Source organism: Neobacillus niacini, from assembly GCF_031456445.1.
Classification (GTDB): Bacteria; Bacillota; Bacilli; order Bacillales; family Cytobacillaceae; genus Neobacillus; species Neobacillus niacini_I.
Genome location: NZ_JAVDUQ010000001.1, coordinates 458428 through 481481 on the forward strand (window position 1 = coordinate 458428; position 23054 = coordinate 481481).

27 protein-coding genes are annotated in these 23054 nt (G+C 37.9%); 8 read left to right on the forward strand and 19 right to left on the reverse strand.

Annotation, left to right across the window (positions count from 1 at the left end; translation table 11 throughout):
- Window positions 1-18: 18 nt before the first annotated feature.
- On the reverse strand, window positions 19-1347 hold the full coding sequence (locus J2Y67_RS02310) for a PhoH family protein (RefSeq protein ID WP_310170099.1): 1329 nt from the start codon (window positions 1345-1347) through the stop codon (window positions 19-21).
- Between the two features lie 182 nt (window positions 1348-1529).
- Between J2Y67_RS02310 and J2Y67_RS02315 the strand changes: the two genes are divergently transcribed.
- Window positions 1530-2114, forward strand: coding sequence for a YhcN/YlaJ family sporulation lipoprotein (locus J2Y67_RS02315; RefSeq protein ID WP_310170102.1), 585 nt, complete (start codon window positions 1530-1532; stop codon window positions 2112-2114).
- A 17-nt stretch (window positions 2115-2131) separates the two neighbouring features.
- On the opposite strand, the gene J2Y67_RS02320 is transcribed toward J2Y67_RS02315, so the two are convergent.
- The gene (locus J2Y67_RS02320; protein ID WP_310170104.1) at window positions 2132-2587 is read right to left on the reverse strand and encodes a pyridoxamine 5'-phosphate oxidase family protein; all 456 of its coding nucleotides are present in this window, start codon (window positions 2585-2587) and stop codon (window positions 2132-2134) included.
- A 143-nt stretch (window positions 2588-2730) separates the two neighbouring features.
- Here J2Y67_RS02320 and J2Y67_RS02325 point away from each other — a divergent pair, with 143 nt between their 5' ends.
- On the forward strand, window positions 2731-2931 hold the full coding sequence (locus J2Y67_RS02325; RefSeq protein WP_310170106.1) for a YlaI family protein: 201 nt from the start codon (window positions 2731-2733) through the stop codon (window positions 2929-2931).
- A 1259-nt stretch (window positions 2932-4190) separates the two neighbouring features.
- Here the strand turns inward: J2Y67_RS02325 and J2Y67_RS02330 are convergent.
- The 4 genes from J2Y67_RS02330 to typA all read right to left on the reverse strand — a co-directional run bounded on the left by J2Y67_RS02330 (window position 4191) and on the right by typA (window position 7825).
- Entirely contained in the window at window positions 4191-5108 is a 918-nt protein-coding gene (locus J2Y67_RS02330; protein WP_310170108.1) for a nuclease-related domain-containing protein, read from the reverse strand.
- Window positions 5109-5247: 139 nt separating this feature from the next.
- Window positions 5248-5553: a hypothetical protein gene (locus tag J2Y67_RS02335; protein ID WP_310170111.1), complete on the reverse strand. Its 306-nt coding sequence runs from the start codon at window positions 5551-5553 to the stop codon at window positions 5248-5250.
- A gap of 15 nt (window positions 5554-5568) precedes the next feature.
- Window positions 5569-5883, reverse strand: coding sequence for a YlaH-like family protein (locus J2Y67_RS02340; protein ID WP_310170113.1), 315 nt, complete (start codon window positions 5881-5883; stop codon window positions 5569-5571).
- Window positions 5884-5986: 103 nt separating this feature from the next.
- Window positions 5987-7825, reverse strand: a complete 1839-nt coding sequence (gene typA / locus J2Y67_RS02345; RefSeq protein WP_310170115.1) for a translational GTPase TypA — start codon at window positions 7823-7825, stop codon at window positions 5987-5989.
- Between the two features lie 161 nt (window positions 7826-7986).
- Here typA and J2Y67_RS02350 point away from each other — a divergent pair, with 161 nt between their 5' ends.
- Complete coding sequence (locus J2Y67_RS02350) at window positions 7987-8172, forward strand: YlaF family protein (RefSeq protein WP_310170118.1); 186 nt, start codon at window positions 7987-7989, stop codon at window positions 8170-8172.
- A gap of 28 nt (window positions 8173-8200) precedes the next feature.
- Here J2Y67_RS02350 and J2Y67_RS02355 read toward each other — a convergent pair whose 3' ends face one another.
- On the reverse strand, window positions 8201-8998 hold the full coding sequence (locus J2Y67_RS02355) for an inositol monophosphatase family protein (RefSeq protein ID WP_310170120.1): 798 nt from the start codon (window positions 8996-8998) through the stop codon (window positions 8201-8203).
- A gap of 278 nt (window positions 8999-9276) precedes the next feature.
- Window positions 9277-9471 carry a hypothetical protein gene (locus tag J2Y67_RS02360; protein WP_198311095.1) on the reverse strand — a complete coding sequence of 65 codons (195 nt, stop codon included), beginning with the start codon at window positions 9469-9471 and terminating at the stop codon, window positions 9277-9279.
- Window positions 9472-9653: 182 nt separating this feature from the next.
- On the opposite strand from J2Y67_RS02360, the gene J2Y67_RS02365 reads away from it, so the two are divergent.
- Entirely contained in the window at window positions 9654-10286 is a 633-nt protein-coding gene (locus J2Y67_RS02365) for a YktB family protein (RefSeq protein ID WP_310170122.1), read from the forward strand.
- Window positions 10287-10328: 42 nt separating this feature from the next.
- On the opposite strand, the gene J2Y67_RS02370 is transcribed toward J2Y67_RS02365, so the two are convergent.
- Window positions 10329-10601 carry a UPF0223 family protein gene (locus J2Y67_RS02370; RefSeq protein ID WP_310170125.1) on the reverse strand — a complete coding sequence of 91 codons (273 nt, stop codon included), beginning with the start codon at window positions 10599-10601 and terminating at the stop codon, window positions 10329-10331.
- A 34-nt stretch (window positions 10602-10635) separates the two neighbouring features.
- Complete coding sequence (locus J2Y67_RS02375) at window positions 10636-11595, reverse strand: NAD(P)H-dependent flavin oxidoreductase (RefSeq protein WP_310170127.1); 960 nt, start codon at window positions 11593-11595, stop codon at window positions 10636-10638.
- Between the two features lie 192 nt (window positions 11596-11787).
- Here J2Y67_RS02375 and J2Y67_RS02380 point away from each other — a divergent pair, with 192 nt between their 5' ends.
- A complete protein-coding gene (locus J2Y67_RS02380; protein ID WP_310170131.1) occupies window positions 11788-13260 on the forward strand; it encodes an aminotransferase class I/II-fold pyridoxal phosphate-dependent enzyme in 1473 nt (490 codons plus the stop codon).
- Between the two features lie 47 nt (window positions 13261-13307).
- On the opposite strand, the gene J2Y67_RS02385 is transcribed toward J2Y67_RS02380, so the two are convergent.
- A complete protein-coding gene (locus tag J2Y67_RS02385; RefSeq protein ID WP_310170134.1) occupies window positions 13308-13433 on the reverse strand; it encodes a GapA-binding peptide SR1P in 126 nt (41 codons plus the stop codon).
- Window positions 13434-13586: 153 nt separating this feature from the next.
- Complete coding sequence (locus J2Y67_RS02390) at window positions 13587-13886, reverse strand: DUF3055 domain-containing protein (protein ID WP_310170136.1); 300 nt, start codon at window positions 13884-13886, stop codon at window positions 13587-13589.
- A gap of 149 nt (window positions 13887-14035) precedes the next feature.
- Here J2Y67_RS02390 and J2Y67_RS02395 point away from each other — a divergent pair, with 149 nt between their 5' ends.
- Window positions 14036-14470 carry a DUF1885 family protein gene (locus J2Y67_RS02395; RefSeq protein ID WP_310170137.1) on the forward strand — a complete coding sequence of 145 codons (435 nt, stop codon included), beginning with the start codon at window positions 14036-14038 and terminating at the stop codon, window positions 14468-14470.
- A gap of 27 nt (window positions 14471-14497) precedes the next feature.
- Here J2Y67_RS02395 and J2Y67_RS02400 read toward each other — a convergent pair whose 3' ends face one another.
- From J2Y67_RS02400 to J2Y67_RS02425, 6 genes are all read right to left on the reverse strand, one after another.
- Window positions 14498-14749 carry a hypothetical protein gene (locus J2Y67_RS02400; RefSeq protein ID WP_310170250.1) on the reverse strand — a complete coding sequence of 84 codons (252 nt, stop codon included), beginning with the start codon at window positions 14747-14749 and terminating at the stop codon, window positions 14498-14500.
- Window positions 14750-14883: 134 nt separating this feature from the next.
- On the reverse strand, window positions 14884-16299 hold the full coding sequence (gene lpdA, locus J2Y67_RS02405; RefSeq protein WP_310170140.1) for a dihydrolipoyl dehydrogenase: 1416 nt from the start codon (window positions 16297-16299) through the stop codon (window positions 14884-14886).
- 3 nt (window positions 16300-16302) lie between these two features.
- Window positions 16303-17631 carry a dihydrolipoamide acetyltransferase family protein gene (locus J2Y67_RS02410; protein WP_310170142.1) on the reverse strand — a complete coding sequence of 443 codons (1329 nt, stop codon included), beginning with the start codon at window positions 17629-17631 and terminating at the stop codon, window positions 16303-16305.
- An 84-nt stretch (window positions 17632-17715) separates the two neighbouring features.
- On the reverse strand, window positions 17716-18693 hold the full coding sequence (locus J2Y67_RS02415; RefSeq protein WP_310170144.1) for an alpha-ketoacid dehydrogenase subunit beta: 978 nt from the start codon (window positions 18691-18693) through the stop codon (window positions 17716-17718).
- A gap of 3 nt (window positions 18694-18696) precedes the next feature.
- Window positions 18697-19812 carry a pyruvate dehydrogenase (acetyl-transferring) E1 component subunit alpha gene (gene pdhA / locus J2Y67_RS02420; RefSeq protein ID WP_310170146.1) on the reverse strand — a complete coding sequence of 372 codons (1116 nt, stop codon included), beginning with the start codon at window positions 19810-19812 and terminating at the stop codon, window positions 18697-18699.
- A 380-nt stretch (window positions 19813-20192) separates the two neighbouring features.
- Window positions 20193-20855: a YkyA family protein gene (locus J2Y67_RS02425; RefSeq protein WP_310170148.1), complete on the reverse strand. Its 663-nt coding sequence runs from the start codon at window positions 20853-20855 to the stop codon at window positions 20193-20195.
- Window positions 20856-20971: 116 nt separating this feature from the next.
- Here J2Y67_RS02425 and def point away from each other — a divergent pair, with 116 nt between their 5' ends.
- Window positions 20972-21523: a peptide deformylase gene (def, locus tag J2Y67_RS02430; protein WP_310170149.1), complete on the forward strand. Its 552-nt coding sequence runs from the start codon at window positions 20972-20974 to the stop codon at window positions 21521-21523.
- Window positions 21524-21559: 36 nt separating this feature from the next.
- Here the strand turns inward: def and J2Y67_RS02435 are convergent, their stop codons facing one another.
- Complete coding sequence (locus tag J2Y67_RS02435) at window positions 21560-22330, reverse strand: Cof-type HAD-IIB family hydrolase (RefSeq protein ID WP_310170152.1); 771 nt, start codon at window positions 22328-22330, stop codon at window positions 21560-21562.
- A 509-nt stretch (window positions 22331-22839) separates the two neighbouring features.
- On the opposite strand from J2Y67_RS02435, the gene J2Y67_RS02440 reads away from it, so the two are divergent.
- Complete coding sequence (locus tag J2Y67_RS02440) at window positions 22840-23049, forward strand: DNA-dependent RNA polymerase subunit epsilon (RefSeq protein ID WP_310170154.1); 210 nt, start codon at window positions 22840-22842, stop codon at window positions 23047-23049.
- The last annotated feature ends 5 nt before the right edge of the window (window positions 23050-23054 follow it).

Below are 23054 nucleotides of genomic sequence, written 5' to 3' on the forward strand. Positions count from 1 at the left end.
TTAGCGCCCGTTCTTGTTTTATAGAAGGTCTGCCGCAAGTCTTGCCAGCCCTGATCTTTCTCCTTTTAAAAGCTTTACATGACCGGAGATATCTTGATCTTTAAACTTTTCAACCACATACGTAAGCCCATTATTATATGCATCCAAATAAGGATGGTCAATTTGTTCCGGATCCCCCATCAAAACAATCTTACTTCCCTCGCCAACACGCGTTAAAATCGTTTTCACTTCATGCTTCGTTAAATTTTGTGCTTCATCAATGATAATAAATTGTTTTGGTAAACTTCTTCCCCTTATATAAGTTAAGGCCTCTACCTCTATCGAACCCATCCCAGCTAATATCGCATCCAGTTCCCCTGGTTTCTTCGTGTTAAAAAGAAATTCCAAATTATCATAAATAGGCTGCATCCACGGTCTAAGCTTCTCTTGTTTTTCTCCCGGCAGAAATCCCAAATCCTTGCCGACCGGTACAATCGGTCTAGCAACCAGGAGTTTTTTATATTCCCGAAAATCCTCCGTCTGCATTAAACCTGCTGCCAACGCCAGCAATGTTTTCCCGGTTCCTGCCTTTCCAATCAGTGTTACTAATGTAATATCTTTACGCAGCAATAATTCAATCGCCATAGTTTGTTGAACGTTTCGAGGATGAATTCCCCAAACATGTTCTTGATTTAAGGCAAGCTTTTTAACCTTCTTACTTGTTTTATCCACCATGCCAATTGCAGATGCTGAACTTCCAAGGGCATCCTTCATGATGAGGAATTGACTTGGATAAAAGGGATGATTGGCAATTTCCGAAAGAAAAAGCTCCCCTTTTTCATAAAACCGCCCTAGCAATTCTATGGCAACAAATACCTCGATAAATCCTGTATAAATATGTTCAAATTCAACCACCCTGTCATTTAAAAAATCTTCGGCATCCAACCCAATGGCATCTGCCTTTACACGAACAAGGGCATCCTTACTGACAAGGATTACCGGTTTACCATTTTCCTTTGTCTGTTCCTCCATATATAAATTCTTGGCAACTGCAAGAATTCGGTTATCGTTTGTTTTTTCAACAAATATATCTTGAAGTTCATGAAAGGATCGATGGTTTAGCTCAATTCTAATCGTCCCCCCATTTTCCAGCGGGATTTTTTCATGGAGCTTTCCAGCCGCTCGCAGGCCATCTATTAACCGTGAAACCTGCCTGGCATTTCTTCCTACTTCATCCATATATCTTTTCTTTGAATCCACTTCTTCCAGAACCACTGCAGGGATGACCACTTCATTATCTTCAAATGAAAAAAGGGAATACGGGTCTTGTAATAAGACATTCGTATCTAACACGTATATTTTACTCAAAGCGACGCCTCCCGCTTTTCTAGTTGTTTTGGCTTGTTTATGATTTTTCAACAAACCATTTTACCTGTACTACTTTGGTAAAATATATGTTTAATCGAATAAAGATAGAAGGAGTAATGCACAATAATTGTTAGCGAACTCAAATGAAATATTCCATCAATGTTTCCCGGAGGTGAATATATATGTGGAAATTAGCGGCCGCCATTATTTTATTATTTTGCATTGCCGGATGCACTAATAATGAGGCCAATCAAAAGCAGAGCAATCAATCATTAGTGAATGTTAAAAACAGTTATATTGAAAATGTAGATCGAAAAACAGGGCAAGAGATTTCTAAGCGCTTAGTGGAACTGGCAACCAGTGTCCCAAATGTTAATGATGCCACTGCCGTTGTTATTGGTCGATATGCGATCGTAGGAATTGACGTAAATTCAAAATTAGAACGTTCACAGGTAGGGACCATTAAATATTCCGTCGCTGAAAGTTTGAAGAAGGACCCTTTTGGGGCAAAATCGATTGTGGTTGCCGATGCTGATACAACGGAACGATTGAGGGAAATTTCCTCAGATATCAATAAAGGAAGGCCAATTCAAGGGATTATGGAGGAACTGGCAGATGTTGCCGGAAGATTAATGCCCGAGGTTCCCGGTGATTTAATTACTCCAAATCCTAAAAATGCAACCGATAAACCCGATAAAAGTCTTTCACCTAATGAAGAAAAGAATCTTAACAAGAAACAAGAAGAACAATCCAATTATCATAAATGAAAAAAGCTTAGTGAAAACTAAGCTTTTTTCATGGCATCCATCACTTGTTTGTCCAATCTGGCAGCTGCATCCTTGTCGTATGTTTTATCATACTGGACTTCAGATACAATTTTTGAACCATAAAACATAACATCTCTGACCTCGTTTATGGAAACTTCAATCAATGCCAATTTCAATGGAACATCCTGTAGTCTTTCTTCTTTAATTGAAGCAGTGCCTCGGATGGAATATGTAGATTCGTTGGCAATTAAATTTATGACGACTTGATTATTTTCACCGATATTCTGGATGATTCTTGAGCGATTATCGACCGCAAAATAAATGGTTCCCTCATCCTTTGCAAAAATCCAGGAAATTGCGCTAACATTCGGCCCGCCCGTTTCATAATCTACGGTTGCCAATGTTACGAACCTCTCTTTTTGCAGTTCATCATATAGAGGCTTAATTAATCTAGGTTCCACTAAGTTAGCCATGGTTACACCTCCTTTAAAAACAGTTATTCTAATATTACTACTATCTATTTTTTTCATCAACTTTCTTACGCTCTCTTTTCTCTGTCTGTAATATGATATACTATAATAATAAATAACGGATATAGAGAGAATTGGGGGTTACCATGAGAGTAAAATGCGTTATATGCGATAAAATAGAAAAAATTGAGGATGAAACGCTAGAAGCAAAACGGCTGCGTAATCGTCCCATCCATACATATATGTGCTATGATTGCAGTACTAGGATAGCTGAAAAAACAAAAGCAAGGATTGACACCGGAAAATTCCGTTTTTACCGCGAACGACCAGAGAAGGATGATTGGTAATTCGGAACGGGAGATTGCATCACTTTTGTGTGTGAGAAGGTTAGGTTGCTTTGACCCTAATAAGAAAGTTATGCTCTTGCTGATAATGCAAGAGCTTTTCTTTTACCCTTTTCACGAAACAAGCACTCATCAGAGCAAAGCAACTCTCTTCCTTTTACCCTTTTCACGAAAAGAGCACTCATCCGGGCATTGCAACACCTTTCCTTTTACCCTTTTTCTATAAACAAACTCTCCAACGGGCAATGCAACTCTCTTCCTTTTACCCTTTTTACGAAAAGAGCACTCATCCGGGCATTGCAACACCCTTCCTTTTACCTTTTTTACGAAAAGAACACTCATGCGGGCATTGCAACACCCTTCCTTTTACCCTTTTTACGAAAAGAACACTCATCCGGGCATTGCAACACCCTTCCTTTTACCCTTTTCACGAAAAGAGCACTCATCCAGGTAATGCAACTCTCTTCCTCTTACCCTTTTCACGAAAAGAGCACTCATCCGGGCATTGCAACACCTTTCCTTTTACCTTTTTCACGAAAAGAGCACTCATCCGGGCATTGCAACACCTTTCCTTTTACCCTTTTCACGAAAAGAGAACTCATCCAGGTAATGCAACACCCTTCCTTTTACCCCCTTATACGAAAAGAACACTCATCCGGGCATTGCAACACCTTTCCTTTTACCCTTTTCACGAAAAGAGCACTCATCCAGGTAATGCAACGCTCTTCCTTTTACCCTTTTTACGAAAAGAACACTCATCCGGGCATTGCAACTCTCTTCCTCTTACCCTTTTCACGAAAAGAGCACTCATCCGGGCATTGCAACACCTTTCCTTTTACATTTTCCAAGAAACAAGCACTCATCTGGGCAATGCAATCCCTTCCTTTTACCCTTTTTACGAAAAGAACACTCATCCGGGCATTGCAACACCCTTCCTTTTACCCTTTTCACGAAAAGAGCACTCATCCAGGTAATGCAACTCTCTTCCTCTTACCCTTTTCACGAAAAGAGCACTCATCCGGGCATTGCAACACCTTTCCTTTTACCTTTTTCACGAAAAGAGCACTCATCCGGGCATTGCAACACCTTTCCTTTTACCCTTTTCACGAAAAGAGCACTCATCCGGGTAATGCAACGCTCTTCCTTTTACCCTTTTTACGAAAAGAACACTCATCCGGGCATTGCAACACCCTTCCTTTTACCTTTTTCTATAAACAACCTTTCCAATGGGCAATGCAACTCTGAAGGTACTTTTCTGGATATCACTCATAATATCTAAGATGCCTCTCCCCTACTGCTTTAAAATTTTTCTTTAGTATCCTTCTTATCATCTTGTTAGAAACCATCCCATTACACCATTCATAAACTGTACTAGTGGTAACCTTTCTATCCGGAAATAGGAGCTTTATCTCCACTACATTGCGTAAGATAGCTGATTCAATCTTTTCCTCATGCCCACAAAGCTTGCATATACATGTTTTCTGCCCCTCAACAGATATAGAAAGTGAGTGGCACAAAGCACATGTTAAACCCTTTTTAAACTGTTCATACGTATAGGGTGGTAACCGGGTATAGGGAGAAATATTTTGATGCATCGAGATTAATTGTTCAGCCAACCTCATATGGCGGCCGTTTAGTTTTGACGGAAGCTGATTTAATTTTTTCATAAAGCATTTTAGTTGTGTTGGAAAAATAATGGGCTTGTTTAAAGGGGCTTGGTATAAAGTAAACACGGGATTTACAAAGACAACATATCCTTCAATGGGGAACTGATTTCCAATATTTTGGAGCAACTGGCGGAGCAGGGATTTACAGCGTTTTAACTGGTCCAGCGGGTTTTTTACCTCGTTATTGGAAAAAGTAAAGAACCCATCCTTTTTAGAATCGTAATAATGGTCCCCTTCACAATTTTTTATTTCCAACGGGAAAATAGTTTCGTGTGAAATAATGAGGGTATCAATTTGAAAAACCTGATTATTAACCTCAAGACACAAATCATTTAAAACATATATATCGTTTTCAAGCTTTACTGTCAATTCGTCAAACATCACCTCTCCTTGATAACCTTTTTCAAGATATAAATAGCGCCTTTTTTCTTGCAAGGGTAACTCCATGCGGGTGTTTAACACTCTCATGATCAATAACTCCATTGATTCGGTACGCTCCTTTAATGTTTGCATAACCTACTTCCTCTCTTATTTTGAAATATCAGATTCATTTTATAGGAAAAATCAGAGAGGTTGTAATTGCATCTATGTACATTTTGTTAATGTTTTTTGCAAAAAAAAGAAGGCGTTCAACAAGGAACACCTTCTTAACCTATTCTTCTTCCTCCGCAGGGAAGTTGCAATATTTGTCCGGTTCGTCATTAATTTGGTTTAGGATAACCTCAATAACCTCGCGGGGGAAACGCTGTTTCTTGCTCTCACCTTCTTGAAGAAAGGTTACATAATACATGACATCATCAGTTGTAATCTCGATGTTAGCAAGATGATAATCAGAAATTAGAATCTCTTCAAAGAGGTCAACCGTTTCCTTAGCAGCCGTATCATCTGGACGGGCATCACTTACAACCTTAATCGTAAGCCAATTATATAATGCATCCTGCAAGGACTTCATTTTCATTTCTGTATCCCCCAATTACTTTGCTTCTGCTTGATGTTTTTTCGATTGATGCAAGCGAATTTTATAAATAATCAAGATTAAAGCCGCAACGACAAGTCCCTCCGCAACAGGTAAAAAGATCCCTAAAAAAGTAAGGAGGGTACAGCCGACACATAAAAAGATATAAATAACAATTGTTTTTCCCAAAGGGAGCTTTTTGGCAAAGCCAAGCTTATAGACCACAATCGATAAAGCAACAATTGTTAAATATAATAGCCACATGCCTACTTTGGGCTGTTCTGTTACATTATATAGTGCGGCAAAAAATGAAAGACGTTCTGCAACATTCACACACAAAACCTCCTTTTAACTCAATTTTTATCAGTGGTTTTGTCTGATGCTATAGGGTCCATGCTAACATTTTCTGCCACTGACGATTACTAAAAGGCTTATCTTAACTCATTTCAGCATATTTTTTCTTTTTAGCCGAGCGTTCCCGTTCGTTTTTATCAAGAATTTTCTTACGAAGACGGATTGATTCTGGTGTTACTTCACAATATTCGTCCTCATTTAAATATTCTAGAGATTCCTCAAGGGTCATAATTTTTGGCTTTTTAATGACCGAGGTTTGATCTTTATTCGCTGAACGGACATTTGTTGCTTGTTTTACTTTTGTGATATTAACGGTAATATCATTTTCACGCGTGTGTTCCCCGACAATCATACCTTCATAAATTTCAGTTCCCGGTTCAACGAAAATGGTTCCCCTGTCTTCTACTTGCATGATACCATATGTCGAAGCTTTTCCTGATTCCATTGAAACAAGTACACCTTGACGGCGTCCTCCAACTTGACCTTGCAGCATTGGCTGATAGCTATCGAAAGTATGGTTGATAATACCATATCCACGAGTCATCGTTAAAAATTCTGTTGTATATCCAATTAATCCACGTGCAGGAACATTAAAGATTAAACGAACTTGACCCGTTCCATTATTAATCATGTCAATCATTTCACCTTTGCGGGCACCAATGGATTCCATTACAGAACCAGTATGTTCTTCCGGAACATCGATTTGTACGCGTTCAACAGGCTCGCAGCGTACGCCATCAATTTCTTTAACGATTACTTCTGGTTTAGATACCTGAAGCTCGTAGCCTTCACGACGCATGTTTTCAATTAAAATCGATAAATGGAGTTCACCACGACCAGAAACAATCCATGCATCAGGTGAGTCGGTATTATCAACACGTAAGCTTACATCTGTTTGCAATTGAGCACGAAGTCTCTCTTCAATCTTTCTCGCCGTTAAATATTTTCCTTCGCGTCCTGCAAATGGACTGTTATTAACAACAAAGGTCATTTGTAATGTAGGTTCATCAATCCGTAAAACAGGTAACGCTTCTTGGTGCTCAGTCGGACAAACTGTTTCTCCAACGTTAATATCTTCCATTCCGGATACGGCGATTAAATCTCCTGCTTTTGCTTCTTGGATTTCTTGACGTTTTAAACCAAAGAATCCAAAAATCTTGGTAACACGGAATTGTTTAACAGAACCGTCTAATTTCATTAAGGCAACCTGTTGACCTACATGCATGGTCCCACGAAATACCCGTCCGATCCCAATTCTTCCTACATAATCGTTGTAATCAAGAAGAGCTACCTGAAATTGCAACGGTTCATCACTGTTATCAACTGGTGCAGGGATGTTTTCAACAATGGAATCATACAAACATTGCATGTTTTCATCCTGTTGATGAGGATCCGTACTTGCAGTCCCATTAATAGCCGAAGCGTAGATAACAGGGAACTCAAGCTGGTCTTCAGTTGCATCAAGCTCAATAAACAAATCAATGACTTCATCGATTACTTCTTCTGGACGGGCAAAATCACGGTCAATTTTATTTACAACAACAATTGGCGTAAGATTTTGCTCTAATGCTTTTTTTAGAACAAACCGTGTTTGCGGCATCGTTCCTTCATAAGCATCAACCACAAGTAAAACTCCATCAACCATTTTCATAATACGTTCTACTTCTCCGCCAAAGTCAGCGTGTCCCGGTGTATCAAGGATATTGATTCGGGTATCTTTATATTGAATCGCCGTATTCTTCGCAAGAATGGTGATTCCACGTTCTCTTTCAAGATCATTTGAATCCATTGCACGCTCTTCCACATGCTCATTGGAACGGAAGGTTCCAGATTGTTTTAACAGCTGGTCAACTAAGGTTGTTTTACCATGGTCAACGTGGGCAATTATGGCAATATTACGTATATCTTCTCTTATTTTCAAGTAATTCACTCCTACCTCTATTCATAAAAATAAAGCTTTACTATAGTTTTTCAAATACAACTAAAACATTATACCATAATTAAAGTGGAAACCTATAAAGAAATTATGTAGAATAATAAAGATAAGGGAAATTAGTATCGAAATAACAGTGAGGGATTAAAATGAAACATATTAAATGGACATTACTTTTATACGCAATCCTGGCTGCCGCATTGATTGCCGGTATCGGAGTTGCAATTGCCGAACAAAGTATTTTAGGTACACTTGGCTGTATCATTGCGGTCATTTTAGTCATGGGAATGGGATTTAAAACAAAAAAAAGAATGCGCGAAAACGGTCAATTATAATAAAAAGAAGCCTGACTCAGGCTTCTTTTTACCATTTACCATCTTTTAAATAATTTTTTAATATTGTTCCATGAAGACCTGGCTTTGCTACTAACAGTGAATCCTTATTAAGGTAATTAAGCTTTTCTCCCCTTAAATTTGTTACGATTCCCCCTAATTCTTCTACAATTACGGCTCCTCCTGCAAAATCCCATGGGGAAAGCCGCATTGAGATATAAGCATCCACTCGTCCTGTTGCCACATATATTATTTCAAGTGCCGCCGTCCCATATGACCTTGTACCACGTGCATCTCTAACAAGTGGAATGAGTAAATTATGGTCAATTCGATGGTTTTTCATTACCCAGGTAGCATTTAAAGCGATGATCGATTCTTGGACATTTGTTTCCCTTAAAGCCGGAAGAACCTTATCATTTAAATAGGCACCCTTTCCTTTAAAGGCATGATACAATTCGTCATGGACAACATCATAAATAATCCCTATTCTCCCAATCCCTTGTTCATAAATTCCTAGCGAAATGGCAAAATTCCGCTGCTGGTGGATAAAATTCATTGTCCCATCAATCGGGTCGATCATCCAAGTAATTCCGTCTAAATTCTTTAATTCGTCTCCAAATCCTTCCTCACCTAAAATTTTATGATCTGGAAAGCTCTCTCTTATTTTCCCAATAAAAAATTGTTCAATTTCTTTATCCATATTCGTTACAAGATCATTTGCATTTGATTTTGTTTGAATATTCAATGTCTGATCAAAGGATGATTTAATTCTTTCCCCGGCTTCCTTCACCCAAGCTAATGCAAGCGTATAAATGTTTTCCCAATTCATTATGCTCCTCCAATGTTTACCGAATTTTCGCGTTGTATCCAATGTATGTAGTATGAATCATCCAAAAAAAATTGATGTACCTATAGCTTAATCAAATTGGTTAAACACATCAACTTTGTTGTTCCATTTTTAAACATTCGTGAATAGATTAACAAATGGAAGCAATAATAAACGAACTCCCATTATGTAATTGGAGTTCGTTTTAGATAAGTACGATTACCTTTCTATTTTGTATCATTACTATAAATTTTCCCCTTAGAAGAAATACTTCTCTTTAATCAAAGAGCTTTTAAGCGTAAAAGTTCCTGGCGAATTTTTTCCAATTTTAGTTTACACTCTTTTATTTTTTTCTCATTTTTTTCCTCAATTGCTTCAAATAATGTAGCCAACTCATAATCCATTTCCAATCTCAAATAGGCTGTTCTTTCTTTTTCGCCTGCTTTTTTAAGTGTTGTATTCATTAGTTGCTTCATGGTTCTCCTCCCTTTCACAATTGTTTTGACTAATTTTTCAGACTATTTTTTTACTGTTATACTATGAGCCAATGCGTAAGGATGTAACAAATTTGTGCGTTAACCCAGATAAGCAATAGATTTCTTCAAAAACCTCCAGTATGCTACAATAATGGACAAAGCTTATTGCAGGGGGTTGCAAAATGAAGTTTAAAGGTTTTACCAAAGAAGATTTTGACGTGTTCTTAATAGATGGCTTAGAGGCAAGAATGGAGGCACTTAAGGAAACAATTCGTCCAAAACTTGAGTTTTTAGGACAATATTTTTCTCCCTTTTTAACTACTCTTACTGGTGATGAAATGTATGTTCATGTGGCAAAGCATGCCAGAAGAACGATTAATCCTCCAAAAGATACATGGGTCGCTTTTGCCAATAATGCACGCGGCTATAAGATGCTTCCTCATTTCCAAATTGGCTTATGGAATACCCATATATTTATTTGGTTTGCAGTCATTTATGAGGCACCACAAAAAGTAGTCATTGGCGAAAGATTTACAAAGAAATTAAATAAATTATATAAAGAAACACCAAAAGATTTTGTTTGGTCTGTTGATCATACAAAACCTGAAACGGTTAAACATCAAGACCTCAAAAAAGAGGAATTACAATCCTTTTTCCAACGGCTGCAAACGATTAAAAAAGCTGAACTCTTGTCTGGCTTTGTAATTGATCGCGAAAAAGTTATTCAATTAACCCCTGAAGAGTTAATTGAACAAATTGATACTGTCTTTAAACAAGTTGCACTATTATACAAAATTGCCATGAATATTAAATAAAAATAGCTCCTGAACATTTGATTGTTCGGGAGCTATTTTTATTTATGGCATCGAAATTCTATTCCCTATATCGGCTTCCTTGGCCTTTTTGATGGTTCGGTAGGAAGAATAACCGCTTGTCTCTTCAAATTCAGCGCATATCTTCTTTTCCTCTGCCTTTCCAGGGACAATTTCCTTAAAGCGGCGGTAAGCATTCATGATTTCATCACGGGATATCCCCTTTTCATATGCCCGCTCAATAACTTCAAAAAATTTTATCACATCCACAATTTCTTCCGTCGACCAATTATAATCAATTGGATATTGATACTCCATTTCTATTCACCTGCTTACGAATCTCTTTTTTAACTTATTTTTCCCATTTTTTACGTATTTGTTCTGCATCGGAAATCATTCTCAAAAATAATTCAGCAACAGTCGGTACGTCTTTTATTAATCCCATAACCTGACCTGCCCATGCAAATCCCTCGTCCTCTACCCCCTCATAAATGTATCGAATATTGGCTGAACCGCTAATAAAATCTTTTAACTGCCCATAGCCTCCATTCTCTTTTTCGATTTCAAGGATTTTATTTGTCCATGTATTCGCAATCGCTCTTCCAGGACTGCCGAGCGAGCGCTTAATCACTACTGTGCCGGCTTCATTTCCCTCTACTAATCTTTGCTTATATCGTTCATTCGCATGAACGCATTCCTTTGTTGCAATAAACCTTGTTCCCATTTCAATTCCTTCAGCCCCCAAACTAAGGGCAGCCATCAGACCCCTACCATCACCAATTCCACCGGAAGCAATGACAGGAATCGAGACGGCATCAACTACTTGAGGAATTAACACCATTGTCCCAATATCATCTCTACCAAGGTGCCCTCCTCCTTCTTGACCAACAACCATTACTGCGTCGGCTCCCAATTCTTCCGCTTTAACCGCCTGCCTCCTTGCCGCAACTAGGACTAGCTTTTTAATGGCAGTTCCTTTTAATTGTTCAAAAATAGGAGCAGGATTCCCTCCTGTCATGGAAACGACCGGCACCTCTTCTTCTATGGCAACCTCCAGAAAATCTGCAAAAGGTCTTCCATGCTGTCCGATAGCAAAGTTAACACCAAAAGGTTGATCGGTAAGCTGTTTAACCTTCCTAATTTCTTCTCGAAGCTTTTCAGGATCCCCTAGAGACATAGCCGTAATTTGCCCAAGTCCGCCAGCATTTGAGACAGCTGCAGCAAGCTCTGAATAGGCTAAATAGGCAAGGCCTCCCTGGACAATTGGGTATCGAATATTAAGTAATTCAGTGACACGAGTTTGCCAATTCATATGTATCCCCCCTCTTAATTATAATTGTTTATTTCTCCTTTCAAGGGTAATTTTCCTGTTTTTTAGGGAAACTAACTTTTAAGAATCATATCTCTATGCAAGGGGAACGAATAGTGCTATAATTCATTTGTTTTATGTATTTTTATTCAAGTAAAAATATAAGTATTTGAAATAAAGAGGTGTGGTACTAAATTGTTGCAAAATCAAACACCGTTATTCAGCGGTTTATTAGAACATGCGAAAAGAAATCCTGTTCAATTCCATATCCCAGGTCATAAAAAAGGTGCTGGAATGGATCCGGACTTTCGAAATTTCATTGGTGATAATGCTCTGTCGATTGATTTAATTAATATCGGACCACTTGATGATCTGCACGCGCCAAAGGGCATGATTAAACAGGCTCAAGACCTTGCTGCCGAAGCATTTGGGGCCGATCGTACCTTCTTCTCTGTCCAAGGAACAAGCGGAGCGATTATGGCCATGGTAATGGCTGTATGCGGACCGGAAGACAAAATTATAGTTCCGAGAAACGTCCATAAATCGGTTATGTCGGCCATTGTATTTTCCGGAGCCATCCCTGTATTTATTCACCCCGAAATTGATGAGGAATTAGGAATTTCTCATGGAATTACAACAGATGCCGTTGAACGGGCATTAAAGCAGCACCCTGATGCAAAAGGGGTTCTAGTTATCAATCCAACCTATTTTGGTATTTCAGCTGATCTAAAAAAAATCGTAGAGATTGCTCATTCTTATAATGTACCGGTCCTAGTTGATGAGGCACATGGTGTCCATATCCATTTTCATGATGAACTTCCAATGTCTGCGATGCAGGCTGGAGCTGATATGGCTGCGACAAGCGTTCATAAACTTGGGGGGTCGATGACCCAAAGTTCCATTTTAAATGTTAAGGAGGGCCTTGTATCTGCTAAGCACGTTCAATCCATCCTCAGCATGATGACAACTACTTCCACATCCTATTTATTACTTGCTTCTTTAGATGTGGCACGAAAACAATTAGTGACAAAAGGGAAGGACCTGATTGAAAAATCGATACAATTAGCCCAATCCATTCGTAAAAGAATTAATGAGATTGAGCACATTCATTGCATTGGCGAGGAGATATTAGGTTCTAAAGCCACTTTTGATTACGACCCGACAAAGCTGATTATTTCAGTGAAAGATTTGGGCTTAACAGGCTATGAAGTGGAAAAATGGTTAAGAGAAAAGCATAACATAGAGGTAGAATTATCTGATCTTTATAATATCCTTTGTATTATTACATTCGGTGATACCGATTACGAGGCAGACATTTTAGTAAATGCCTTGAAGGAACTATCAGATGAATTTAAAGATCGTGCGGAAAAAATCGAACCGGTTCAAGTTTTACTTCCCGATATCCCGTTACTAGCTTTAACGCCTAGGGATGCTTTTTACTCAGAAACAGAAGTGATTCCTTTTGAAAAATCTGAAGGGCGTATTATCGCGGAGTTTGTTATGGTTTATCCACCAGGAATACCGATTTTTATTCCAGGTGAAATTATTACAAAGGAAAACCTGCTTTATATCCAGAAAAACATAGAAGTAGGACTTCCGGTTCAAGGCCCTGAAGATGATGAATTAAAAACAATCAGAGTTATAAAAGAATATAAGGCAATTAAATAAAAAAATAGGATTCCACTTTGGAATCCTATTTTTATTTTATAGATATATTATTTTTCTTCTTTTGAATGGTGTTCTTTACAGCAATTGCATTTTGAAGAATATAGAACGGTTACTTTTTCGTCTTCAAAATGATCAATAGTGGAGTTGCAAGCTTGGCATACGATAGTACCCATTTTTTCTATCCCCTTTTTTTATGAAATGTAAGCGTTTAAAACATCCTTGATTTAATAATAATATATCACATTTAATTTTTCAAGCCTAAATTGTATGTCACATTTAATATTTATGTAAACAAAAAGGGTCCATGCTGGACCCTTTTTGTCCCATTATTCATACTGAGTGTAAGAATGAACGGAAGGAATGGTTACGTTGAAAAATTCAGCTAAATCGGCTGCTTGTTGTCTGTCAGAAATTCGGAAAACAGTTTGCAAGTGGTCAATATCTTCGATGTCTTTAGGGTCGAGGAGGGTGGAACGGCCGGTTTGCATACAAACTACCAGGGGTTTTCCAAAAAACATGTTGGTGAAAACAATTCCAAAGTCATAGCGGGTATGTTCAGTTGTAAAACCTACAAACCTCACCTTTACATTTTCCTGCTCATCATATAATTTTTCAAACAATTCCATTGGACTCCTCCATTCTTTAAATATTTAGAATTTTATTATAATTTATTTTCACAAAAATTACAAGAAACTTATTTTTGTAACGGTTGTCATTGGATTTTATTCAGTGCTAAAATAGATAAGGATATATGGAGTGTTAGGGGGGATTGATGATGGCGAAAAATGCTTACATTAAGCTGGTGCCTTCATCTGCACAACAACAAGTGACAATTGATGAAGTAAAAGAGCTTTTCTATTATTATAAAGATATTACTTCGAAAACTGGAAACCAAGTTGATTGGCAATTTGGAAACGCTGCCTTTCCTTATGAAGTGAAAGAAAAAGAAGAAGGAAAAGGAAAATGGTTTTATTTACATTCTGACCATGAAAACTATTTGGCAATATTAATTGGTGTTGATACGGAAGTTATCCGGGATGAGAATGGTGAAGAAAGAGAGCAGCAATATATTCAAGTGACGTTACCGGAGCAATCCACCTATGGTGATAAAGGTAAAGCTAATGAATTTTGTAAATTTCTTGCTAAAAAAATGCAAGGAGAACTTCATCTTTTTAATGAAAGAGTCATGTATTACTATCCAAGAAAATAATTAAAAAACTCCCTTTCCGGGAGTTTTTTAATGGGTATAGAGCTCCAGAGTATAATGTATCGATGTGTAGATCACAAGGCTCAAACCAGTAAGGAATAATGTTTTTCTTGAGGATTTCGTTATACTATCCCCAATCAAATAGGCCAAATAAAAAAAGACAAAAAACATGATGACTTTATATACTAATTGATCATGCTTTGATAACCACTCAATCAAAGTATAACCGCTCCAAATAATAAATTGCAGCAGCATCACAACATAAACCCTCAAAGTTATCACCACACAAAACAATTTCCATGAATAGTATAGTATATGTCAAAAATATTTAGTTATTTTCGTTAATTATATAAATTAGATACCAGCATATTCCTAAAAAAATGGTTCTTTCCCTTTTGGAAAGAACCATTCGTGATTTATTTAATAATATGGATCGGGCTTCCTAAGGCTACTTCGGCAGCTTCCATTGTTATTTCTCCAAGGGTTGGATGTGCATGAATAGTCATCGCAAGATCTTCTGCTGTCATTCCTGATTCGATGGCAAGACCAAGTTCAGCAACCATGTCTGATGCACTTGCACCGGCAATTTGAGCACCAATTACTAGACCATCTTCTTTACGAGTGACTAATTTAAGGAATCCATCTGCACTATCAAGTGAAAGCGCACGACCGTTTGCTGCAAATGGGAATTTCGCAGCAATCACTTCAATCCCTTCCTTTTTCGCTTGATCTTCGGTATATCCGACTGATGCAAGCTCAGGCTCTGAGAAGACAACAGCAGGAATACCCAAGTAATCAATTTCAGAAGAGTGACCAGCAATCGCTTCAGCAGCAATTTTTGCTTCATAGGAAGCTTTATGTGCTAATTGAGGACCTGCAACCACATCACCAATAGCGTAAATATTGCTGATATTGGTACGGCATTGTTTATCAATTTCAATCAATCCGCGCTCACTCAAGTTAACACCAACTTGCTCTAAGCCCATCTCATCTGTATTAGGACGGCGTCCGACCATTACAAAACAGTAATCAGCTTCGATTTTCTTCTCTTCACCTTTTGTTTCAAACGTAACGACTACGCCATTTTCAGTTTCTTCTACACCTTTAGCAAATGCTTTTGTATAGAATTCAGCACCTTTTTTCTTCATATTCTTTTTAACAAGGGCAGCCATTTGCTTATCAAAAACACCCATACCTAGGATTTCATCTGCACCTTCTAAGATGGTAACCTGGCTGCCAAAGTTCGCATAAGCACCACCAAGCTCAATCCCAATGACACCGCCGCCAATGACAACGATTTTTCCAGGAATTTCACCTAAATTAAGAGCACCTGTAGAGTTTAAAACACGTTTTGAGTATTTAAATGCAGGCAACTCAATAGGACGAGATCCAGTTGCAATAATCGCATTTTTAAATGTATAGGTTTGGGCTGAAGTTTCATCCATTACACGAAGTGTATTGGCATCGACAAAGTATGCTTCACCACGAACAATGTTTACTTTATTTCCTTTTAATAATCCTTCAACGCCGCCAGTTAATTTATTTACAATACTTCCTTTAAACTCTTGAACCTTTGAAAAGTCAACCTTTACATTTTCAGCTGTAATTCCAAATTGATCGGAATGCATAGCTGTTTCATAACGGTGACCTGCAGCAATTAACGCTTTAGATGGAATACAGCCGACATTTAAACAAACTCCGCCCACATATTCTTTTTCTACAATCGTTACTTTTTGTCCAAGCTGTGCAGCACGAATAGCTGCAACGTAGCCTCCGGGACCTGCACCGATGACTATAGTATCTGTTTCAATTGGGAAATCTCCAACTACCATTTTTTACGCCTCCATTAACAATAGTTCTGGATCGTTCAATAATCGTTTAATATGATTCATTGCATTTTGCGCTGTAGCACCGTCAATCATACGGTGGTCAAAGCTTAGTGAAAGAGCTAAAACAGGTGCTGCAACAATTTCTCCATCTCTAACAATTGGCTTTTCTGCAATTCGACCAACACCTAAAATCGCTACTTCTGGGTGGTTGATTACAGGTGTAAACCACTGACCGCCAGCAGATCCGATATTAGAAATCGTGCAAGATGCACCCTTCATTTCATTTGGAGCAAGCTTTCCATCGCGTGCTTTTGTAGCAAGCTCATTAATTTCATTAGAAATGGTGAACACAGATTTACGATCTGCATCCTTCACAACTGGTACTAACAAGCCTTTTTCAGTGTCAGCTGCAATACCAATATTGAAATAATGCTTATGAATAATTTCATTCGTTGCATCATCAAGTGATGTATTTAAAACTGGGAACTCCCTTAAAGCACTTGTTAATGCCTTAACGATATATGGTAAGAAAGTAAGCTTGATTCCCTTCGCTGCAGCCACTTCCTTGAACTTTTTACGGTGTGCAACAAGTTTCGTCACGTCGATTTCATCCATTAACGTAACATGTGGAGCCGTATGCTTAGAGTTAACCATAGCCTTCGCAATCGCTTTACGGATACCGCTCATTTTTTCACGTGTTTCTGGATATTCACCTTGTGGAATTGGTGCTGCTTTTGGTGCTTCAACATTCGCTTCTTGGGATACAGCTGCATTTTCAGCCGGTGCTGCAGCTGGCGCACCACCGCTTAAGAATGTATCGATATCAGTCTTCATAATCCGGCCATTTTTACCTGTACCGGCTACAAGAGCAATTTCAACACCTTTTTCGCGTGCATATTTACGTACAGATGGCATCGCAATGATTCGGCGGTTTGGATCTACTTCAGCTTGCTGCTGTGCTGCAGCCGCTTGAGCAGGAGCCGCTTGCGTTGCTGCTGCCTCTTGCTTAACTTCTGGTGCTGGTGCTGGTGCTGGTGCCGCCTCTTGCTTAGGCTCATCATCACCGTGATCGCCTTTAAATTGCAAGTTCTCATAGCCTGGTGCATCAAATGTAACAAGAACCTGTCCAACCGTTGCAACCGTTCCTTCTCCAATTAAAACTTCAAGAACAGTTCCTTCCACAGGAGAGGGAATTTCTACAACTGCTTTATCATTTTGCACTTCGCAAAGTACATCATCTTCTTGAACCTTGTCACCTGGTTTTATAAACCATTTGACAATTTCACCTTCGTGAATTCCTTCACCAATGTCAGGCATTTTAAATTGAAATGACACTGTGATTCATCCTCCTATATTTCCTCTATTTACGCAGGTGTACGTACACTTTACGGGGAATAGAGCAGACTTTTTTTGATTATATTAGAATGTCAATACTTTTTTAGCCGTTTCGATTACATCCTTATAGTTAGGAAGCCAAGCAGATTCAGCTTGAGAGAAAGGATAAATAGTATCAGCAGCCGTTACACGCAATACTGGTGCTTCCAAGCTCAAAATTGCACGGTCATTAATTTCAGCTACTACAGTTGCTGCAACCCCAGCTTGTTTTTGCGCTTCTTGAACAACAATAGCACGTCCAGTTTTTTCAACGGATCCAATAATTGTCTCGATATCAAGCGGGCTGATTGTACGTAAATCCACTACCTCAACAGAATGACCTTCTTTTTCAAGTTCTTCCGCCGCTTTTAAAGATTCATGAACCATTGCACCGTAAGTAATGATGGATAAGTCGGTACCTTCGCGCTTTACATCCGCTTTTCCAAGTGGAATGGTATATTCCTCTTCAGGTACTTCTTGACGGAATGCACGATATAATTTTAAATGTTCTAAAAATACAACTGGATCATTATCACGAATAGCAGAAATTAATAACCCTTTTGCATCATATGGCGTAGATGGAACAACCACTTTTAAACCAGGTGTTTGTGCCATTAATCCTTCTAAGCTGTCTGAGTGAAGCTCTGGAGTGTGAACGCCGCCGCCAAATGGGGAGCGAACAGTAATCGGCATGTTATAGCGACCGCCGGAACGATAACGCATACGAGACATTTGACCTGCGATTGAATCCATTACCTCAAAAACAAATCCAAAGAATTGAATTTCCGGAATCGGACGATATCCTGTTAAGGCAAGTCCGATGGATAAACCGCCAATACCTGACTCGGCTAACGGTGTATCAAAAACACGATCTTCGCCAAATTCTTTAAGGAGTCCTTCAGTAGCACGGAAAACCCCGCCATTTACACCAACATCTTCCCCAAATAATAATGTTTTTGGATCATTGCGTAATTCCGTACGCAACGCATCAGTAATCGCTTGAATCATTGTCATTTGAGCCATGACTTACTTCGACTCCTTTGCTTTATAAATTTCATATTGTTCTTTTAAGTTAGAAGGCATTTCTTCAAACATAATCGACATTAAATCAGTCACTTTTTGCTTAGGAGCAGCATCTGCCTTTTTAATGGCTTCTTTAATATCTTCTTTTGCTTGTTCAATGACTTCATTCTCTTTTTCTTCGCTCCATAGACCTTTGTTTTCAAGGAATTTACGGAAACGTACAAGTGGATCTTTCTTTTCCCACTCATTATCAAGTTCAGCCGTACGATAACGAGTTGGATCATCTCCAGCCATTGTATGCGGTCCATAACGATAGGTAAGGGTTTCAATTAATGTTGGTCCTTCACCATTGATTGCACGCTCACGTGCATCGTGAACTGCCGCATATACAGCTAATGGGTCCATTCCATCTACCTGGATTCCAGGAATTCCTGCAGCAACTGCTTTTTGAGCAACGGTTTTAGCTGCTGATTGTTTTTCTACAGGTGTTGAAATCGCAAAGCGGTTATTTTGAACGATGAAAATAGCCGGCGCCTTTAATGCCCCTGCGAAGTTAATCCCTTCGTAGAAATCTCCTTGAGAAGCACCGCCATCCCCTGTATAGGTAATGGCAACAGCTTTATTACCATTCTTTTTTAATCCAAGTGCTACACCTGCAGTTTGAACGTATTGCGCACCAATAATGATCTGAGGAGATAATACGTTTACCCCTTCAGGAATTTGATTTCCTTGGAAGTGTCCGCGTGAGAATAGGAATGCTTGATAAAGTGGTAAACCATGCCAAATAATTTGTGGAACATCACGATATCCCGGTAAAATAAAATCCTCTTTTTCCAGGGCAAATTGTGATGCTAATTGAGAAGCTTCTTGCCCGGCAGTTGGGGCATAGAATCCAAGTCTTCCTTGACGGTTTAAAGAAATTGAACGTTGGTCAAGAATACGTGTATATACCATCCGGCGCATTAATTCTTGTAGCTGCGCATCTGTTAAATCCGGCATAGCCGCTTCATTTACGACTTCGCCTTCTTCATTTAAAATTTGAAATGTTTGAAACTGATCTTCGACGATTTCGAGCGATTTTTTCGCATCGTGCTGGGCGTTCTTAAGTTTAGAAGCCATTTAGGTCACCTCTTCCTTTCTTTTCAAAAAGACATAAAAATAAATTCATTCCACCTTTTGTAGGTTACCCAAAAACCTTAAAAGACAAAAAATATTGAATGGAAATTTCTTTCCCCATCCCATCATATTCTGTATCAGTAATTTTGATTATTTCATTGATACAATAATTATCTTCATAAATGAGTTTACATCAACTTTTTATACGCGTCAAATACTAATTCTTATAATTTTTCATCATTTCAACATTATAAATAGGAGCCTCTTTATTCATAGCTGTATTATTTAAAATGCAAAACTGTTATATAAAATTAAACAATTTTCTTTTCTGTTATAACAAAGAAAAAAACCGGCTTTTAAGCCGATTTTAAAGGAACTAAATATTATTCACTTATTTTCAACCCAGACATTTTATAAAATGCAAGCTTTTGGCTATTATAGTCCTTCGTAAGCTGATTAAATTTTTTATTTGCCGCATACACTTTTTGGTAGGCTTCATTTACTTTATTCACTTTTGCCTCTAAGGTATCAAAGGATAAGTTTTTATTTTTGAACAGCCCATACAATTGTTTATCAAGTTTTAAAGCGTTAAGATATTCCTTATTCAGTTCATCATGGGCAGAATATCGATCCATCATTATCTGATAAAGATGATCCAAAGATTTTTTTAATTTAGAATCCTTTAATTCATTTTTATATTCTTTAATTTTTTGGAAAGTCTCTTTTGATTCCATGATACTCTCGGTTTCTTCTTTCATATACCGTTTTCGCTTGTTAGCGATTGCTAAAGCCGTATCAGCCAACTTTACCACTTTATCATACTGTTTCATTCCAAGGCTCATAATCTGGTCGTATATAGCTTTTTCCTTTTTTTCTAATGCCACAAGCGGTTCCTGCTGATTTTCGAACCCCTTTTCTTTCGCAACAACTTTCTCTAAAACATCATAGATTTTTTCGATGGGTGTTTTTTGATTGAAACAACCGGATAAAATCATAACAGTCGAAATAATGAAAATCCACAAACAACTTTTAGAGATAAAAGGCAAGTATATCCCCCCTAACATAAAACCAATTAAGCACATTACAAAGTGTTTAACTTTTTTAAGTTTGTTTGATAGACTTAACTTATTCATTATAACAGAAAACAGGAGTGAGACAGCACATGATTACAATGGAGGATATCATACGCGATGGTCATCCAACTCTTAGAAAAGTTGCCGAAGAAGTACTTATGCCGGCATCTGCTGAAGACAAACAGATTTTAAAAGAGCTTTTAGAATATGTAAAAAACAGTCAAAACCCGGAGATTGCTGAAAAATACAAATTAAGACCCGGTATCGGCTTAGCGGCACCGCAAATTAATGTTTCAAAAAGAATGATCGCTGTTCATGTACAGGACGACAAATCTACATATAGTTATGCACTTTTTAATCCGAAAATTGTCAGCCATTCAGTTGAAAAATCGTACCTGCAATCAGGAGAAGGGTGCCTCTCAGTGGATGAAGCTATACCAGGCTTTGTACCAAGGTATGCACGAGTGACGGTAAAAGGCATCAACGAGGATGGCGAAGAGGTAAAGCTTCGGCTAAAAGGACTTCCTGCCATCTGCTTTCAACATGAAATTGACCATCTTAATGGGGTTATGTTTTATGATTATATTGATAAACAAGAGCCATTCAAACCAATTGAAGGAGCAATTGCGGTTGAAAGGTAAAAAAACTGCCGCCCCTTTTTGGTGACGGCAGATTTTTTATATAAGCTGCAATTCCTTTAATCCATTCCAAATCCCGTTTTCAGCAACATCGGTTGTAATATAATCTGCATGTTCTTTGGCCTCTGGGACCCCATTTCCCATGGCAACGCTTGTACCAACTGCCTTTAACATTTCCAGATCATTTAAACCGTCTCCAAAAGCATAAACATCCTTCAATTCAAAACCGAGCCGTTCAATCATTTTTTTGATGCCTTCTGCTTTGGAACCCCCTTTTGGCAAAACATCAACGGAATAATCATGCCACCTGATAAAATTAAACTTAGGATAATGCTTAAAATAATCTAATTCTTCTTTGTCCTCACAGAAAAGCAGTGACTGATAAATCTTTCTATTTTTATAAAAATCAGCATCCTCTTCAGGATGAGAAAAATTTAATGTTCCAAGACTGATATCGATAAACGGATGTTGTTTAACGGTAGCCTTCATCGTTTGTTCATTCATTATTACTAATGGGTGTCCATTCTGCTTCGTTTCAATCAATAGTTTTTCAAGCTCTGTTTGATTTAGGGGATTCTCATAGATTACCTCCCCTTCAAAAACCACAAATTGACCATTATAGCTAACATAAGAATCAATTCCAAGTTCCTTGCGGATACTTTCAAACATAAACGGGGCCCTGCCGGTTGCAATCGCTACAAAAACACCATTTTCCTTTAATAATTGAATTGCCTTTTTTGTACTGATTGGCAGCTTTTTTTCATGATCGAGCAATGTTCCATCTATATCGAAAAATACAATTTTCTTCATCTAAAATAAACTCCTTCAAATCCTACAGGCTTAATTTTTATATAAAAAAACACTACCCCTTCCTGTAAAGATTGTCAATTCTTTAACAAATTATTGAATTCCATGATTATCCATGAAAGAATCCGCAAAATAACCATATAATAATAACAAAAAAACCTTTTTCAAAAAAAAATCTTCAATAATCTATCAGGCTTGCTTTACATTGGACAAGGATCGTTTAAAATAAGAAGTAAGGAGATGATCCACTATGTTAAAGAAGCTCAGAAAGAAGCTCTTAAAACAGTGGAAAGATTTATTACGAAAAAAATCGATTGCCTAAAATTTTGAGCCCTTCATACTTGCGGAGGGCTCCTTCCTTATTGTAAATTGATAAACAGTTATGCTTTTACATACTTTTCACATAGAGACCATGTCTTGGTTTATTTGTCAGATATAATAAAACCCATGAAAAAGATGTAAATTTTTTGTATAATAGAAAAAGGTATGATCGATTAAGGAGCGATATTGTCATGATATATAAAGTATATTATCAAGAAAGCATTAAACAAGTACCCGTGAGAGAGAACACAAAAACCCTTTATACTGAGGGAGAATCAGAAAGAGATGTTCGGAAAAAGCTTGCTGACCGCGGCTATAACATTGAATTTGTACAAGCAGTTACAGGTGCATTTTTAGAGTATGAAAAACAAAACGAAGATTACAAAGTATTGGAGATTTGATAATT

Coding starts and splice junctions, on each gene's coding strand:
- J2Y67_RS02415 (WP_310170144.1), bottom strand. CDS start 18,693: ATGGCTCAAATGACAATGATTCAAGCGATTACTGATGCGTTGCGTACG.
- J2Y67_RS02355 (WP_310170120.1), bottom strand. CDS start 8,998: ATGAATTGGGAAAACATTTATACGCTTGCATTAGCTTGGGTGAAGGAA.
- lpdA (WP_310170140.1), bottom strand. CDS start 16,299: ATGGTAGTTGGAGATTTCCCAATTGAAACAGATACTATAGTCATCGGT.
- J2Y67_RS02330 (WP_310170108.1), bottom strand. CDS start 5,108: ATGCAAACATTAAAGGAGCGTACCGAATCAATGGAGTTATTGATCATG.
- J2Y67_RS02435 (WP_310170152.1), bottom strand. CDS start 22,330: ATGAAGAAAATTGTATTTTTCGATATAGATGGAACATTGCTCGATCAT.
- pdhA (WP_310170146.1), bottom strand. CDS start 19,812: ATGGCTTCTAAACTTAAGAACGCCCAGCACGATGCGAAAAAATCGCTC.
- J2Y67_RS02375 (WP_310170127.1), bottom strand. CDS start 11,595: ATGAATTGGCAAACTCGTGTCACTGAATTACTTAATATTCGATACCCA.
- J2Y67_RS02360 (WP_198311095.1), bottom strand. CDS start 9,471: ATGAAGCAACTAATGAATACAACACTTAAAAAAGCAGGCGAAAAAGAA.
- J2Y67_RS02315 (WP_310170102.1), top strand. CDS start 1,530: ATGTGGAAATTAGCGGCCGCCATTATTTTATTATTTTGCATTGCCGGA.
- def (WP_310170149.1), top strand. CDS start 20,972: ATGATTACAATGGAGGATATCATACGCGATGGTCATCCAACTCTTAGA.
- J2Y67_RS02325 (WP_310170106.1), top strand. CDS start 2,731: ATGAGAGTAAAATGCGTTATATGCGATAAAATAGAAAAAATTGAGGAT.
- J2Y67_RS02390 (WP_310170136.1), bottom strand. CDS start 13,886: ATGGAATTGTTTGAAAAATTATATGATGAGCAGGAAAATGTAAAGGTG.
- J2Y67_RS02320 (WP_310170104.1), bottom strand. CDS start 2,587: ATGGCTAACTTAGTGGAACCTAGATTAATTAAGCCTCTATATGATGAA.
- J2Y67_RS02440 (WP_310170154.1), top strand. CDS start 22,840: ATGATATATAAAGTATATTATCAAGAAAGCATTAAACAAGTACCCGTG.
- J2Y67_RS02395 (WP_310170137.1), top strand. CDS start 14,036: ATGGCGAAAAATGCTTACATTAAGCTGGTGCCTTCATCTGCACAACAA.
- J2Y67_RS02365 (WP_310170122.1), top strand. CDS start 9,654: ATGAAGTTTAAAGGTTTTACCAAAGAAGATTTTGACGTGTTCTTAATA.
- J2Y67_RS02335 (WP_310170111.1), bottom strand. CDS start 5,553: ATGAAAATGAAGTCCTTGCAGGATGCATTATATAATTGGCTTACGATT.
- J2Y67_RS02370 (WP_310170125.1), bottom strand. CDS start 10,601: ATGGAGTATCAATATCCAATTGATTATAATTGGTCGACGGAAGAAATT.
- J2Y67_RS02350 (WP_310170118.1), top strand. CDS start 7,987: ATGAAACATATTAAATGGACATTACTTTTATACGCAATCCTGGCTGCC.
- J2Y67_RS02385 (WP_310170134.1), bottom strand. CDS start 13,433: ATGGGTACTATCGTATGCCAAGCTTGCAACTCCACTATTGATCATTTT.